Origin of the sequence: Kribbella sp. NPDC048915 (assembly GCF_040649595.1) — a bacterium.
Classification (GTDB): domain Bacteria; phylum Actinomycetota; class Actinomycetes; order Propionibacteriales; family Kribbellaceae; genus Kribbella.
In genome coordinates this window covers 13,306-27,164 of the sequence record NZ_JBEZFT010000096.1, presented here as the reverse complement: position 1 = coordinate 27,164, position 13,859 = coordinate 13,306, and the positions used below count along the sequence as shown (strand labels likewise).

Annotated in this window: 17 protein-coding genes; 8 read left to right on the top strand and 9 right to left on the bottom strand. The window is 69.9% G+C overall.

Annotation, left to right across the window (positions count from 1 at the left end; all coding sequences use genetic code 11):
- The first annotated feature begins 777 nt into the window (after positions 1-777).
- Entirely contained in the window at positions 778-1,923 is a 1,146-nt protein-coding gene (locus tag AB0B82_RS31360) for a P-loop NTPase (protein ID WP_360176741.1), read from the top strand.
- 25 nt (positions 1,924-1,948) lie between these two features.
- A complete protein-coding gene (locus AB0B82_RS31355; RefSeq protein ID WP_360176738.1) occupies positions 1,949-2,506 on the top strand; it encodes a GNAT family N-acetyltransferase in 558 nt (185 codons plus the stop codon).
- A gap of 82 nt (positions 2,507-2,588) precedes the next feature.
- Here the strand turns inward: AB0B82_RS31355 and AB0B82_RS31350 are convergent, their stop codons facing one another.
- On the bottom strand, positions 2,589-3,194 hold the full coding sequence (locus AB0B82_RS31350; RefSeq protein WP_360176735.1) for a TetR/AcrR family transcriptional regulator: 606 nt from the start codon (positions 3,192-3,194) through the stop codon (positions 2,589-2,591).
- Between the two features lie 90 nt (positions 3,195-3,284).
- Between AB0B82_RS31350 and AB0B82_RS31345 the strand changes: the two genes are divergently transcribed.
- Together AB0B82_RS31345 and AB0B82_RS31340 are read left to right on the top strand one after the other, a co-directional pair.
- Entirely contained in the window at positions 3,285-3,731 is a 447-nt protein-coding gene (locus AB0B82_RS31345; protein WP_360176732.1) for a hypothetical protein, read from the top strand.
- Positions 3,728-4,198 carry a nitroreductase/quinone reductase family protein gene (locus AB0B82_RS31340; RefSeq protein ID WP_360176729.1) on the top strand — a complete coding sequence of 157 codons (471 nt, stop codon included), beginning with the start codon at positions 3,728-3,730 and terminating at the stop codon, positions 4,196-4,198. Before AB0B82_RS31345 ends, AB0B82_RS31340 begins: the two co-directional genes overlap by 4 nt.
- 7 nt (positions 4,199-4,205) lie before the next feature.
- Here AB0B82_RS31340 and AB0B82_RS31335 read toward each other — a convergent pair whose 3' ends face one another.
- The 7 genes from AB0B82_RS31335 to AB0B82_RS31305 form a co-directional block, all read right to left on the bottom strand.
- Positions 4,206-4,544 (bottom strand): sec-independent translocase, encoded by a 339-nt coding sequence (locus AB0B82_RS31335; RefSeq protein ID WP_360176726.1) that lies wholly within the window; start codon positions 4,542-4,544, stop codon positions 4,206-4,208.
- Positions 4,545-4,634: 90 nt separating this feature from the next.
- Positions 4,635-5,966: a trypsin-like peptidase domain-containing protein gene (locus tag AB0B82_RS31330; RefSeq protein WP_360176723.1), complete on the bottom strand. Its 1,332-nt coding sequence runs from the start codon at positions 5,964-5,966 to the stop codon at positions 4,635-4,637.
- Between the two features lie 289 nt (positions 5,967-6,255).
- Entirely contained in the window at positions 6,256-7,317 is a 1,062-nt protein-coding gene (locus AB0B82_RS31325) for a transcriptional regulator (RefSeq protein WP_360176720.1), read from the bottom strand.
- A gap of 3 nt (positions 7,318-7,320) precedes the next feature.
- A complete protein-coding gene (locus tag AB0B82_RS31320) occupies positions 7,321-7,920 on the bottom strand; it encodes a zf-HC2 domain-containing protein (protein ID WP_360176717.1) in 600 nt (199 codons plus the stop codon).
- A complete protein-coding gene (gene sigE, locus AB0B82_RS31315) occupies positions 7,917-8,624 on the bottom strand; it encodes an RNA polymerase sigma factor SigE (protein ID WP_360176714.1) in 708 nt (235 codons plus the stop codon). The genes AB0B82_RS31320 and sigE overlap by 4 nt, the downstream gene beginning before the upstream one ends.
- 159 nt (positions 8,625-8,783) lie before the next feature.
- On the bottom strand, positions 8,784-9,005 hold the full coding sequence (locus AB0B82_RS31310; RefSeq protein ID WP_360176711.1) for a biotin/lipoyl-binding carrier protein: 222 nt from the start codon (positions 9,003-9,005) through the stop codon (positions 8,784-8,786).
- Positions 9,006-9,244: 239 nt separating this feature from the next.
- On the bottom strand, positions 9,245-9,769 hold the full coding sequence (locus AB0B82_RS31305; protein WP_360176708.1) for a CGNR zinc finger domain-containing protein: 525 nt from the start codon (positions 9,767-9,769) through the stop codon (positions 9,245-9,247).
- A 70-nt stretch (positions 9,770-9,839) separates the two neighbouring features.
- Between AB0B82_RS31305 and AB0B82_RS31300 the strand changes: the two genes are divergently transcribed.
- Both AB0B82_RS31300 and AB0B82_RS31295 read left to right on the top strand, forming a co-directional pair.
- Complete coding sequence (locus tag AB0B82_RS31300) at positions 9,840-11,009, top strand: MFS transporter (protein WP_360176705.1); 1,170 nt, start codon at positions 9,840-9,842, stop codon at positions 11,007-11,009.
- A complete protein-coding gene (locus AB0B82_RS31295) occupies positions 11,002-11,250 on the top strand; it encodes a hypothetical protein (protein WP_360176702.1) in 249 nt (82 codons plus the stop codon). The genes AB0B82_RS31300 and AB0B82_RS31295 overlap by 8 nt, the downstream gene beginning before the upstream one ends.
- Here AB0B82_RS31295 and AB0B82_RS31290 read toward each other — a convergent pair.
- A complete protein-coding gene (locus AB0B82_RS31290) occupies positions 11,237-12,118 on the bottom strand; it encodes an SIS domain-containing protein (RefSeq protein ID WP_360176699.1) in 882 nt (293 codons plus the stop codon). The genes AB0B82_RS31295 and AB0B82_RS31290 overlap by 14 nt on opposite strands.
- A 101-nt stretch (positions 12,119-12,219) precedes the next feature.
- Here AB0B82_RS31290 and AB0B82_RS31285 point away from each other — a divergent pair, with 101 nt between their 5' ends.
- Both AB0B82_RS31285 and AB0B82_RS31280 read left to right on the top strand, forming a co-directional pair.
- On the top strand, positions 12,220-13,002 hold the full coding sequence (locus AB0B82_RS31285) for a DeoR/GlpR family DNA-binding transcription regulator (RefSeq protein WP_355700302.1): 783 nt from the start codon (positions 12,220-12,222) through the stop codon (positions 13,000-13,002).
- A gap of 151 nt (positions 13,003-13,153) precedes the next feature.
- Entirely contained in the window at positions 13,154-13,843 is a 690-nt protein-coding gene (locus tag AB0B82_RS31280) for an O-methyltransferase (protein ID WP_360176696.1), read from the top strand.
- Positions 13,844-13,859: the final 16 nt, after the last annotated feature.

The window sequence follows — 13,859 nt, the reverse complement described above, 5'->3', positions numbered from 1 at the left end:
GTGGGTTCACCCACGGTGTTGTGGGTTCCTGACCCGTGTGAAGGGTACGGAACCCACAACACGATGGGTGAACCCACCGTGTTGTGGAAACCCGGGTAGCGCCGACGACCACGCCACCCTCGCGCCGTACCACTACCCCACGTGTTGGGGATTCTTCGTCGGCACACGAGCAGAGAACCCCAACTGGCGCGGATATCCGGGAGGTGAACCGCGCTGGAGCACCCGTTCTCGGTTCCATCACCGCTACGACCACCGAGAATCCAGACCAGGCCGTGCGTCAATCATCTAGGAGAGTTTTTTGCGGGTCAGCAAAGCAGGCGGCGCAAGGTTCGTACGAACTCGGCGAACTCGGCGAACTCGGGCTAGCTGTCGCGGCCGGCGTGGCCGTGGTGGCGGTCGCCGCGGACGCGGTGGCGCGGCCGTGATGGATCGTGCCGGCCGCGCAAGGTGGGTTCAGCCCTCGTGTTGGGGGTTGTCTGTTGGTACACGAGCAGAGAACCCCCACCACGAACGGATAACCGCGCCAACCGGCGGTCCACCGTCGATACACCAACAGACAACTCCCAACACGAACGGATAACCGCGCCAACTTGGGGTTCTTCGTCGGTACACCAGCAGAGAACCCCACCACGAACGGATATCCGGTCGTGTTGGGCTGGGCAGGGGGTGAGCTGGTACGGCGATCCGCGGGGTGGATGTGGGTTGCGGGAGTGGTAAGGGTGCTACGTCACACGGACCGCGGTCGGACGGACGCGGGCGAGCACGTAGCCTTGGGACATGGCTGTGACTGCTGAGCAGGTGACCGCGGCGCTCGGTGGAGTGCTGGACCCTGAGATCAAGAAGCCGATCACGGACCTCGGGATGGTCGAGTCCGTCGTGGTCCGCAAGGACGGCGTGGTCGCCGTCCGGATCCTGCTGACCGTCGCGGGCTGTCCGATGAAGGACACGCTGCGGCGCGACGTGACCGCCGCGGTGAGCGCGATCGACGGTGTCTCCGGGGTCGAGATCGACCTCGGTGTGATGTCGGCCGAGCAGCGATCCGCATTGCAGACACAGCTGCGCGGCGGCGTCGCCGAGAAGGAGATCCCGTTCTCGCGGCCGGACTCGCTGACCAAGGTGTTCGCGATCGCCTCCGGCAAGGGCGGCGTCGGCAAGTCGTCGGTCACGGTCAACCTGGCCGTCGCGATGGCCCGCCAGGGGCTGTCGGTCGGCGTCCTGGACGCGGACATCTACGGGCACTCGGTGCCGGCCATGCTCGGCGTCGCGGACGAGCGGCCGACCGCGGTAGACGACATGATCATGCCGGTGCCTGCGCACGGCGTGAAGGTGATCTCGATCGGCATGCTGAAGCCGAAGCGCGACCAGGTTGTCGCGTGGCGTGGCCCGATCCTGGACCGCGCGCTGGTCCAGATGCTGGCCGACGTGTACTGGGGTGACCTCGACGTCCTGCTGCTCGACCTGCCGCCCGGCACCGGCGATATCGCGATCTCGGTCGGTCAACGGCTCACCAGCGCCGAGGTGATCGTCGTGACCACCCCGCAGGAAGCCGCCGCGGAGGTGGCCGAGCGGGCCGGCACGATGGCGCAGATGGTCCACCAGCGGGTGGCCGGCGTGGTCGAGAACATGTCGTACCTGCCGTGCCCGCACTGCGGTCCTGAGCACCGTATCGAGATCTTCGGCACCGGCGGCGGTACGCGCGTCGCGGAGACCCTGTCGGCCCGCCTCGGGTACCCGATCCCGCTGCTCGGCGAGATCCCGCTGGACGAGCGGCTTCGCTCCGGCGGCGACCTCGGTCAGCCGCTCGCGGCCGCGGACCCCGAGACGCCGGCCGCGCAGGTGCTCGGCAGGATCGCCGCGACCCTCGGCGGGAAGCCGCGCGGGCTGGTCGGCCGCCAGCTGGGCCTCTCCCCCGCCGGTCGCTGACCGCCGACTGCCCCAGGACAGCGCCGTGTTCCATCCCGTGCTGGAGACGGCCCGGTTACGCCTGCGCCGGTGGCGCGACGACGAGGTGACTCGAATCAGCGCGGCCCGGACGAACGCCCTGACCGCGCATTTCTTGCCGTTCATCCCGCAGCCGTTCACCGTCGAGGACGCTCGGTTCTGGCTGAAGGACATGGCCGAGCAGGCGTCGGACGGACGGCGGTTCAACTGGTGTGTGGCCGACGTCGCGACCGACGAGGGTCTGGGCAATCTCACGATGTTCGGCATCCACCTGCGCGGCCGGGTCCGAGACGCCGAGCTGGGGTACTGGATGCACCCCGAGGCGCAGGGCCGCGGCGTGATGGCCGAGGCGATCCAGGGTGTTGCCCGGTGGTACTTCGCTCCGCGGGACGACGGCGGCTTCGGCGGCCGCCGGCTGTTCATCCGTACGGCGGCCTCGAACGCGGCAGCGCGCCGTACCGCGGAGAAGGCCGGCTTCCGGCACGTCGGCACCGAGCGCGCGGCCTTCGAGCTCGCCACGCACGTCGACGACAAGGTCACCTACGACCTGCTCATCACCGACTGACCGATCACCGACCGGCTGAACCGGCTGACCGATCACCGACCGGCTGAACCGGCTGACCGATCACTGACCGCCGGCTGACCGATCACGCCTCCTGCGCGCGGGTGTCACCGTCGGGCGACCAGATCGGGCGGAGCGGGGCGAGACCTTCCTCGACGTACTCCGCGACCGGGCGGACGCCGCCGTCGAGATACCACTGCTCCAGCGCCGAGAAGTACCCGAACACCAGCGCGTTCGCGGCGACGCGTGCCTGCGTCGCGGTGAGGTGGCGGTCAACCATCAGCGGCGCGATCCGCTGCGCGGCGCGGTCCAGTGACGCGAGGAACGCCGTACGCACCGAAGGCTCCTTGAAGAAGTACCGGATCCGCCGCCACGGGACCGGCTCGCCGGCCTCCCCGGACTCGACCGACTCGTAGTCGCGGACGATCCGGACCATCGTGCCGACCGGGTCGGCGCGGTCGTACAGCGCCTCGAGCGCCTCCTGGCTCATCGTGTCGAACTCGTCGGCGACGATCAGCCCTTCCTTCGTGCCGAAGTACCGGTACACCGACGACGGCGACACCTCGGCCGCGGCGGCGATCTCCTCGATCGTCACCGCACCGAAGCCGCGCTCGTCGAACAGGTCGAGCGCACGCTCCTGGATCGTCCGCCGCGCCTTCTCACGCCAGCGTTGCCGCAGACCGGTAGCCATGCCCCGACCCTACGAGACAGCGACAGCCTTTAGCAAGTAACTGTCTAAAACCCTTGACCACGGGTCGGCGGCGTTCGTACAGTCACTTGCATGAGACAGTCACTTTCAGGAACTCGCACAACCACTCCGACCGGACGTCGGGTCGCGTGGCTCGCCGTCGCACTGTCCCTGGTCCTGGCGGTCGCGGCGATCGTCGACCAGGCGGGTAGCCGCAGCCTGTTCGAGCACGCGGCGGCCGTGTACGCGCCGTACAGCAAGGAAGTGCAGTCGGGCACGGTGTACGGCCTCGTGTACGGCGTTGCGGTGCTGAACCTGCTGCTGTGGCTCCTGGTGGTCGGTCTGGCCAGGACGCCGCGTCCTGTCGCCGTTGGCGCCGCTGCGGTGGCGATCCTCGTGACCGTGACGCTGGGCCTGGTACTGCTGTTCGTCACCGAGTACGGCGTCCGCCCGTTCCCGGCGGTGTGGGGCCTCCTCGCGCTGCTGCCTGTCGTCGCCGGAGGACCGGCTCTCGCCCGTCTCACCCGTGGGCGGCGATGAACCCGCTGTACGACGTCAAACGCTGGTTGTACCGCGGCGGCCGGCCCGGGCTGCTCGCGAAGGGCATCAACTGGGTGCAGCGGCTGCAGCACACGACTGGGGTACTGGTGCCGCACTACGCGGTCACGCTGGAGGTCCGCGGTCGCCGCAGCGGCCGCCCGGTCCGGCTGCCGGTGGCGGTCGTCGAGTACGACAGCGGCCGCTACCTGGTCTCCATGCTCGGCCCGCGCGCCAACTGGGTGCTGAACGTCCAAGCCGCCGGCGGCGAGGCGGTCCTCCACCGCCGAGGCCGCGAGCCCGTCAAACTCGTCGAGATCCCGGTCGAGGAACGTCCGCCCATCCTCCAGCGCTACCTGGCGGTCGCGCCCGGGGCCCGACCTCACATCCCGGTGGACCGGAACGCCTCCGACACGGAATTCACCGCCGTCGCCGGCCGCTACCCGGTGTTCCGCATCGAACCGCGCTGAGCGCGCGTCAGGTGGATTCGGGGTCGTACGGGGGTTTGGCGCCGGCCGGGAGGCGGGGTGGGGCGGTGTCGGTGAAGTCGCTCGAGACGGACTTCACCTCGTCCTCGATCGGGTCGAGGAGGTGTTTGCGGACGAAGTTCTTCGGGTTCAGGTCCTGCAGGTCGAGGTCGGCGTACTCGGGGCCGAGCTCGTTGCGCAGGTCGTTCTGCGCGTTCGTGACCATCTGCCGGACCTGCCGCAGCAGGCGGCCCGCGGTGCGGGCGAACTCCGGCAGCCGGTCCGGTCCGAAGACGAGCACGGCGACGATCGCGATCACGACCAGTTCGAGCGGCCCGATACCGAACATGTCCCCACCTCACTCCCGCGCATTGCTGTCCATCTCCGACCGCCGACCGGTGGCCGCCGACCAGGGTATCCCGAGACTCGGCATCCGGTGTCAGCCGATCTGCTGGGCGAGCTTCACGGTGACGGTCGCGGACCGTCCGCCGCGCTCGTACAGCAACTGCACCGCCTCACCCGGCTGGTGCGTACGGATGGCCACGATCAGCACCTCGGCGCTGTCCACCGGGTCGTTGTTGACCGCGGTGATCACGTCACCGACGCGGAGCCCGGCCTGCGCGGCCGGCGAGTTCGGGTTGACCGCGCTGACCCGGGCACCGCCCTCGAAGGTCATGTCGACACTCGCCCCGATCACCGGGTACGACGCGCGCCCGGTCGCGATCAGCTGCTGGGCGGTCCGCCGGGCCTGATCGATCGGGATCGCGAACCCGAGCCCGATGCTGCCGCTCTGCCCCTCCTGCGAGCCGCGGACGGTGGCGATCGCGGAGTTCACGCCGATCACCCGCCCGTTCATGTCGACCAGCGGTCCGCCGGAGTTGCCGGGGTTGATCGCGGCGTCGGTCTGCAGCGCGCTGATGTACGACGACTCCTGGCCGGGATCGCCGGTCGTGACCGGCCGGTTCTTCGCCGAGATGATGCCGGACGTCACGGTGCCGGCCAGGCCGAGCGGCGACCCGATCGCGACCACGTCCTGCCCGACGACCGCCTGGTCGGAACGCCCGAACTTCACCGACGGCGCCTGCAGCCCGGCCACCTGCACGACAGCCAGGTCGTACGCCGGGGACCGGCCGACCAGCCGCGCGGTGGCGGTCTTGTTGTCGTTGGTGACGATCTGGATCGAACCGCCGCGGGCCGCGGACGCGACCACGTGGTTGTTGGTCAGGATGTGCCCGGCGTTGTCGATCACGAAGCCGGATCCGGTGGCGTCGGAGTTGTCCTCGCCCTCGACCTTCAACTGCACCACGCTCGGCAGCAGCGCCTGCGCGACCGCGGACACCGATCCGGTCCGGATCTTCGGGTCGGCGCCGGCGCCGACGGGCGGCTGAGGCTGCTGCGTGACCGGGGTGTCGTCGCCGCTCAGCGCGACAACGGCGGTCGCCGCACCGGCTCCGGCGATGACACCGATGACCAGGGCGACCAGCGCGGCGATCATGACGACCTTGTTCACCGTCTTCGGCTCGGACGTGTACGCGCGGGCCTGCTGCGCGTGCCAGTCCATCGGGGGCGGCGGCACGTACGCGGGACGGTACTGCGGCTGCTCGGTGGGCCACGCCTGGCCTTGGTAGACGGGACGGAAGCTCTGCTCGGGCTCGGGACGACCGAAACTGCGCTGCGTGGTGGAGCGGCCACCGTTGGTCTGCCGGTACGCCGCGTCGCTGCCGGGCGTGGTCAACGGCCTGCTGCCGGCACCCAGGGCGGGCGGCGTCAACGCGGTCAGCGGCGGGCCTCCGGCCGGCTGGGAACTGTCACCGGCCGACGCAGGTCCGGCTACAGGTCCAGCTACAGGTCCAGCCATAGGTCCGGTAGGGCCGCCGGTGGGAGGAGTGTGGTTCGGGGACGTCGCGCCCGCGGTGGGCAGGGGTGCGGTCGGATCCGTGGTCGCCGGGTTGGGAACTGTCGGCTCGGCGTCGTCGCTGCTCACGGTGCCCCGCCTCACGTCGTTGTCGTGGTCGTCGCTGGAAGCCACCGGAGGTAACCGGAGGTCCTTCCACCTTCGATTATCCCAGCTTCGGCGAGAGTGCACCCATCGGAGTGAGCCAGGTCGCGATTTTCGCCAGCCCGGTCCCCAGCCGCTGGATCGCAGTGAGCCTGACCGGCACCTCGTGCGGGAACGAGCGGACCACCTGATCGAGCCGATCGGCCGGCAGATCGCCGATCAACGTGTAGACGATTCCGCCCGACGACCAGACGACGTACGACGGCATGCCGTAGCGCACGTACACGCCCGGGCTGTCGGTGGTGCTGAAGCCCCGCACCGCGACCGGATCCAGCGTGCCGCGCTGCTCGAACAGCGACACGTTGAACAGGCCGTCGGAGTACGAGAACTGCAGGGAGCCGTTCGTCGTGTCCTGGTGAACGTCGTGCAGCTTCAAGGACGCGGGCAGCTCCGGCGCGCACACCCAGCCCTCGGAGCGCAGTCCGTCGACCTTGTCCATGCCCACGGACTCCACGCCGCTCGGCACCATCGGCGGCAGATGGCCGAGGAACTCGGAGCTCTCGATCGCCAGCTCGGTGAAGAGCGTGGCGCGCACCATCGTCTTGCCGTCGGTGCTGAACAGCTGCCGTTGCAGGAGCAGCCCGGTCGCCTTGTCGATCCAGAACTTCGCTGCGAGCGTCTGGTCCGCACGCAGCGCCTCGACGAGCACAGCGCTGCGGCCGATCAGGTCGGTGCAGCACTTGTCGACCAGCTGGTACGTCGCCTGCAGCAAAGCCAGCGGACCGCCGTCGACGGCTGCCGACGCCGCGGTCGCGCGCTGCACGAACGCCTTGGCACCGGGTGCGGACGAACCGATCACGCTGATCTCGGAGCCCTGCGACGCCGCGTGCACGATGTCGAGCATCGCCGAGCTGGCGCCGTGCGGTCCCCACGAGGTGATGATCTGCGTGCCGTGGTACGAGACCTGGTCGGGCGCGGCGGCGGCTCGCTGCAACCAGCTGACCGCGGTCGGTGAATCCGCCTTCGGCGGTGCAGGCATCGCCGGCACCGCGGCCGCGGACGTGGGCAGGCCGAAGCCGATCAGTGCGGAACTGACCAGGACGGCGAGCCGGGTGAGGCTCACCGGTCAGCGTCCCGTCAGGGCCACCGGCTGCAGCGTCGGATTGATCCCGGCGTACCCCGCGTTGTTGTAGGAGTTCAGCAATGCGACCGGGTCCGTGAACGGCGCTCCGCCGCTGGTGCTCGCGTGGTCGGACGAGAAGCTCGCGACCGGCGGCTGCAGCGCGGGCGGCTGCTCCGAGCGGGCCGGGTCACCGACGACGAACGCCGTACCGAGCAGGGAGGCAACGGCAGCGGCGGAACCGGCCGCGCCGAGGACCCCGGCGCGCCGACGGGACCTGCCGCGGGCTGCCGCCGGACGAGTGCCGCCCGTACGCCCGGCTGGGAACGCGGACCGCTGCGGGAACAGACTGACCGGCGTGACGACCGGACGGACCTCCTCGCGCGGCTCGGTGGAGAACGACGACACACCCATCAGGCGCTGCATCAGGTCGGTGGACGGCTCCGGCGACTCCAGCGCGGCCATCCGCGCCTTCAGCCTGCGCTGCGCGTCCACCTCGGACCGGCAGCTGTCGCATCCGACCAGGTGGCTGAGGACCTTGTCCCGGGAGTCGTGGTCGAGCTGACCGTCGACCACTGCGCTGAGCTTGTCCAGCGGATGCGTCATCCAAGGTCACCCCCGTCCGTGAACAGGCCCTCGGCCGGCGGCCCGCCCACCCGGGTCTGGCCGGTGCGCGGCGCCCGGTGCTCAAGGTGCTTGCGCAGCATCGACCGGCCGCGGTGGATGCGGCTGCGCACGGTCCCGAGCTTCACATCCAGGACGTCCGCGATCTCGTCGTACGTCATTCCCTCGATGTCGCACAGCACCACGGCGGCCCGGAAGTCCTCGGGCAGCGCGTCGAGCGCGTCCTGCACGTCGTGGTCGAACAGGTCCGAGTCCAGCTTCTCGGCCGGGCCCGCACCCTTGGCCGGCAGCCGGTCGTGGGCGTCCTCGGGCAGGCCGTCGAAGCGGATCCGCTGCTTGCGGCGGGCGCCGTCGAGGAACAGGTTCGTGGTGATGCGGTAGAGCCAGCCCTCGAACGTGCCCGGCGTGTACGACGACAGCGACCGGAAGACGCGGACGAACACCTCCTGGGTGAGGTCCTCGGCGTCGTGCTTGTTGCCGGTCAGCCGGTACGCCAGGCGGTAGACACGGGCCGAATGCGTGCGGACGATCTCGTCCCACGAGGGCAGCACGTCCGGCTGCGCCTGCTGGGCTGCCTGCTGCGCCGCCTCCTGGGGCACCTGCTGCGGGGCAGGGACCGTCGACGTCTCGAACGGCTTCACCGCGACGCCTCCCTGGGTCCTCTCGGCAATGAGCGTGAAGGCCATGGTGCCGCGGTCACCGTCCTCTGCGCACGTCGGGAGAACCCGGGCTGAACCCTGAGTTCCGTGGGGTCGCTGTACGACGGCTCAACGCGGCGCCCCGGCCGGAAGTTCCCGGCCGGTGCCCTCACTACTGACGACGCGCGAACGGCCATGAAGGTTGAATCAGCGCTCCTCGATGACGGCGATCGGGTCACCTTCGCGGACGACCTCGCCCTCGACGACCTTCAGCTCGGACACGGTCCCGGCCACCTCGGCCAGCACCGGAATCTCCATCTTCATCGACTCCAGAATGACCAGAGTGTCGTCCGGCCCCACCGTGTCCCCGGCCCGCGCGGTGACCTTCAGCACATTGGCCACCAGCTCGGCCAGCACGGTGTGACTCACGTCGCACTCCTCCCACTCCGCTGTCGACAGGTCGGAGTCCCCACCCCCGATCCTAGGCGGCGCGGACCGGAATCCGGCCATCGGGCGATCCCGCTCACGGGCGGGTGTGGCGTGTGGCGCGTGTCAGGTCGACAGGAGGTCTCCCGTGCCAGGGGCCACAGCTGAGCGTGAATCAGACACCGAACACACCCACGCCGCACCACACCAACTGTCGAGCATGCACACCTTCGGGCCGTCATCTAGGGGTGACGGGCGCGGTACGACGCGACGCGCGTCCGGCTCGAGCATCTCGGCGTGCAGAACCGCCGCGGCCGCTTCTCCGCCGCATGCGCGAACACCCGCTCACAGTCCACCGCGGCGCACACCCGCAACGCGTCGAATCCATGACCCGCGGCGAAGGCGGCCAGGCCCAGCGCGGTCGTCGCCGCCAGCCACTCCGCCCACGACGCATCCGGCCGCGCCACGTGCAGATGCCACGGGGTCCCGTCATGATCCGAGAGATACGGCCGCACGGCGTACTGCTCGAGCAACTCGTTCAATACCCGCGCCGGTGAGTCACCGTGGAACACCGGCCGCACCGCCTCACGGACCGCCCGCACCGCGTTCAGGTCGGCCTCGTCCACGTCGACGGGCTCGGGTTCACCGTGCTCGAGGAGAAAGGTGCGCAGCCTGGCCGGCGTGGTCAGCTGCTCGGGCTCCAGGGTGCGCGTGTTCACCAGGTCGACGGCGAGCCGGACCGCGCGGTCAGGCGACTGAATATCCACTGGACTCCTTCCGTAACGCCTTTGATAGCGTAACGCGTAACATCACCTATCGCGTTACTTCGGAGGCGGCGTGCCGAGCTACTACCTGGCGGCGACACCGGCCAGGTTCGCCGACGAGATGGTTGCGTTCACGCTGGTCCTCCTCGTGCTCGACCGCACCGGGAGCGCCGCGCTGGCCGGTGTCACCGGCGCCGCGTACGCCCTGCCGGCAGTGCTGACCGGTCCGCTGCTCGGCGCCTGGCTGGACCGCACGGCGTACCGCCGGAGCGCGCTCGCGCTCAACCAGGCAACTCTGGCGGCAGTCATGGTCGCCCTGCTCTTTGCGGTGGGCCACAGTCCACTGTGGGTCGCTCCGACGCTCGCGGCGGTCGCCGGTGCGACCCTGCCGCTCGTCAGTGGCGGGTTCACCAGCATGCTGCCGAGTCTGTTCACCGCTGACCGGCTGGCACGAGCCAATGCCTTCGAGTCCGCGAGCTTCAGCGCGGCAACCATCGCCGGGCCCGCCACCGCGGCCACCGTCACAGCCGTCGCCTCTGTGGAGACCGCAGTGATCGTCATCGTCGCCGCCGCGTGCTTCAGCATTGTCGCGATCAGCCGCCTGCCTGTGCTACCGCCTCTTGGCGCCGGCGGTGAGGCCTTTCTCGCGTCTGTGGTCAGCGGACTGGTGCATTTGGCGCGGACTCCGCGACTACGGGCGTCGACCGTGACGACAACGCTGCTGATGGGCTTCACCGGCGTCCTGCTCATCACGCTGCCCGTTCACATGCGTGCACTGGGCCACCCCGAGTCAGCGGCCGGCTACCTGTGGACAGCCCTCGAGATCGGCAGCGTGACGACGGCACTGCTCCTGGGGCGTATCCAACCGCGCTGGCGCCCCGAGTACATCGTCATGGTGTCCATTGCGGCGTACGGCGTGGTTCTGGGCAGCTGGCCGCTCGCATCGTCGTTCGTCGTACTACTGGCGCTGGCCGTCGTCGCAGGGCTTGCTGAGGGGCCTACGCTGCCGTCGATGTTCGCGGCGCGGCAGCAGTACAGTCCTGCTGCACTCCAAGGCCGGGTGAGCACCACAGCGGCCAGCCTGCGAGTCGGCGCCGCTGCCCTCGGCCAGGCAGCCGCCGGCTTGCTGGTGCCGATCGCCGGCTCCCGAACGACCCTGTTGATCGTCGCCGCGGGATTGCTGCTCGCCGCGGGGCTCGGCCGCTTGTCCGCACTCACCAGGAAGGTTCCGGTTCATGCTTGACGCCTGGGGCCATGGCTGGTCCGTCGTCCGCAACACCCCAGCGCCTGTCCGGTTGCCGAACTGCTACCGCATCGACGTCGGGCTGCCCGGCCACGCGGTCCGCTACGGCTTGTCGAGCGCCGCACAAGACGCCGGCGCGACGACCGGCGTCCTGGTAGGCACCGAGGACGGCCGGGCGCTCTACACGGCGTTGGGGTGGACGATGGACGCGCCCATGACGCCCGCGGTCAGCCGAGGATGACCGAGCGGGTCAGGCTGCGGGGCTGGTCCGGGTTGAGGCCGAGGGCGAGCGACTTGGCGACGGCCACTCGCTGGGCGACGACGAGCGAGGCCATCGGATCCAGCTCGGGGTGGTGTACGACGGTGGCGCCGGTGGCGGCGATGTCCTCGAGCAGACCCGCCGGCGGCTCGCCGAACACCCAGACGCCGCGGCCCGGCTGGGCGATCGCGATCGGGCCGTGCCGGTAGTCCATCGCCGGATATGCCTCGGTCCACGCCGACGCGGCCTCACGCTGCTTCAGCGCGGCCTCGTGCGCCAGGCCGACGGTCCATCGCGTACCGACGTACGTCATCTGCTCCAGCTTGGCCAACTCGTCGACGTCGACGGTCAGTGCGGTCTGAGCGTCCGCAGCGGCCTTCGACAGGTCTTCGCCGAGCGACGCGCGCAGCAGCGCCAGCGTGGTGGTCGCGAACCGCGTCTGGACGACGGACTGCTCGTCGGCGAAGTCCAGCACGATGGTCCGGTCGGCCAGCTCCACGATCGGCGAATCCGCGACCGCGGTGATCGCCACGGTCGGCAGGTCGGTGGCGCGGATCAGGTCGAGCACCTCGGTCGTCGTACCGGACCGGCTGATCACCACGACCGCGTCGTACGAGCGCCCCGCCGGGAACTCCGAACCGGCGAACGCGTCGGTCTCGCCCTGGCCGAGGTCCTCGCGCAGCGCGGCGTAGGCCATCGCCATGAACCAGGAGGTGCCGCAGCCCACCGCGGCGACCCGCTGACCCGGCTTCGGAAGTGCACCGCCGTACTGCGCGAAACCGTCCGAGACCTGCCTCCAGAGGTCCGGCTGAGTGGCGATCTCCGTGCTCACAAAAGGCGTGTCGGTCATGTCGTCTCCGCACTTGTCATGGTCGAAACTGCTCGAACGTGATCGAATGGTGCCAACCAGCCGCCACCGGGCTGACCGATTGTGTGAAGGAGGAGCCCCGGGTGAAGCGTTATGAACGCCTGAACACCTTGCTCGAGTCGCTCGCCGAGAAAGGCGCCATCGACGTCGACGAGCTCGCCGAGCAATTGCACGTGTCCGCGGCCACGATCCGGCGCGATCTGGACCATCTCGGCAAGCAGCAGCTCCTCACCCGGACCCGCGGCGGCGCCGTCGCCAACGCGGTCTCCTACGACCTGCCACTGCGCTACAAGACTGCGCGTTTCGCGTCCGAGAAGCAGCGGATCGCGCAGGCGGCCGCCACGCTGGTCCGCCGCGGCATGGTGATCGGCATGAACGGCGGGACGACGATCTCCGAGGTGGCGCGGACGCTCGCGACCCGGCCGGAGCTGTCCGCGGAGCACGGGGAACCGGCCTTCACGCTGGTGACCAACGCCCTGAACATCGCCAACGAGCTGATCGTCCGGCCGCACGTGAAGATGGTGCTGACCGGCGGCGTGGCGCGGCCGCAGTCCTACGAGATGATCGGCCCGCTCTCGCACCGGATCCTGTCCGACCTCTCGCTGGACATCGCCTTCATCGGTGTCGACGGGATCGACGAGACCGGCGCGACCGCTCATCACGAGGGCGAGGCGAACATCAACCAGCTGATCGTCAGCCGGGCCGCGAAGGTGGTCGTGGTGGCGGACTCCTCCAAGCTCGGGCAGCGGGCCTTCGCCCGGATCTGCGAGCTCAGCGAGATCGACACGCTGGTCACCGACGCCCAGGCCGACGAGACCCAGCTGGCCGTCTTCAAGGAAGCCGGCATCGACGTCATCCGCGCCTGATCCCACTCCGCACACCTCCCTCACACAGGTGAGTCACGTCTCGTAAAGACGATCATATCTGATCAGGGCAAGGTTGTTATGAGCAGGAGTGCGCAGCCTCCGCGCGTGCGCCACGGAAAGCGGTCCGCCAACCGCTAGGCTTCGGTTCAGCATGGGTACCGCAGCCGCACATCACTTCGCTGACCACTGGGAGGACGCCATCGCCACCGGCATCGACCCGACGTCCTGGGCGTACGCCGAGGACTACACCGGTGAGGACGAAGTCGTCACCGGTGCGCGGGCGAGCGCCGCGGACAGCGGTGTCGCCCCGATCGGACCCGGAGCGGCCGCCGCGCTGAGCCTGCTCGCCGCGGGCGCCGGCGCGAAGGCCGTCGTCGAGATCGGCACCGGTACCGGCGTGTCCGGGCTGGCCCTGCTGCGCGGCATGCGGTCCGACGGCACACTCACCACGGTCGACATCGACGCGGAGAACCAGCGGCTCGCGCGCAAGACCTTCCTCGACGCGGGCGTCGCGTCGCGGAGGTTCCGGCTGATCGCCGGCGCCGGACTGGACGTCGTTTCGCGGCTCACCGACGGCCACTACGACCTGGTGTTCTGCGACGCCGACCGGCGCGAGAACACGGCGTACCTGCACGAGGCCCTGCGTCTGCTCCGCCCCGGCGGCCTCGTCGTCTTCGCCGGCATCCTCACCGGCGGCCGCGTCGCCGACCCCGCGCACCGTGATCCCGACACGATGGCGCTCCGAGACCTGATCCGCGCCGTCCGCGACGACGACGACCTGGTCTCGGCCCTCCTCCCCACCTCCGAAGGCCTCCTCACCGCCGCCAAACGCCTGAAGTAGGGGGGACCGTCGGGTG

Coding starts and splice junctions, on each gene's coding strand:
- AB0B82_RS31320 (WP_360176717.1), bottom strand. CDS start 7,920: ATGACGCATCCGCTGGACAAGCTCAGCGCAGTGGTCGACGGTCAGCTC.
- AB0B82_RS31340 (WP_360176729.1), top strand. CDS start 3,728: ATGAACCCGCTGTACGACGTCAAACGCTGGTTGTACCGCGGCGGCCGG.
- AB0B82_RS31345 (WP_360176732.1), top strand. CDS start 3,285: ATGAGACAGTCACTTTCAGGAACTCGCACAACCACTCCGACCGGACGT.
- AB0B82_RS31290 (WP_360176699.1), bottom strand. CDS start 12,118: ATGACCGACACGCCTTTTGTGAGCACGGAGATCGCCACTCAGCCGGAC.
- AB0B82_RS31350 (WP_360176735.1), bottom strand. CDS start 3,194: ATGGCTACCGGTCTGCGGCAACGCTGGCGTGAGAAGGCGCGGCGGACG.
- AB0B82_RS31280 (WP_360176696.1), top strand. CDS start 13,154: ATGGGTACCGCAGCCGCACATCACTTCGCTGACCACTGGGAGGACGCC.
- AB0B82_RS31335 (WP_360176726.1), bottom strand. CDS start 4,544: ATGTTCGGTATCGGGCCGCTCGAACTGGTCGTGATCGCGATCGTCGCC.
- AB0B82_RS31295 (WP_360176702.1), top strand. CDS start 11,002: ATGCTTGACGCCTGGGGCCATGGCTGGTCCGTCGTCCGCAACACCCCA.
- sigE (WP_360176714.1), bottom strand. CDS start 8,624: ATGGCCTTCACGCTCATTGCCGAGAGGACCCAGGGAGGCGTCGCGGTG.
- AB0B82_RS31360 (WP_360176741.1), top strand. CDS start 778: ATGGCTGTGACTGCTGAGCAGGTGACCGCGGCGCTCGGTGGAGTGCTG.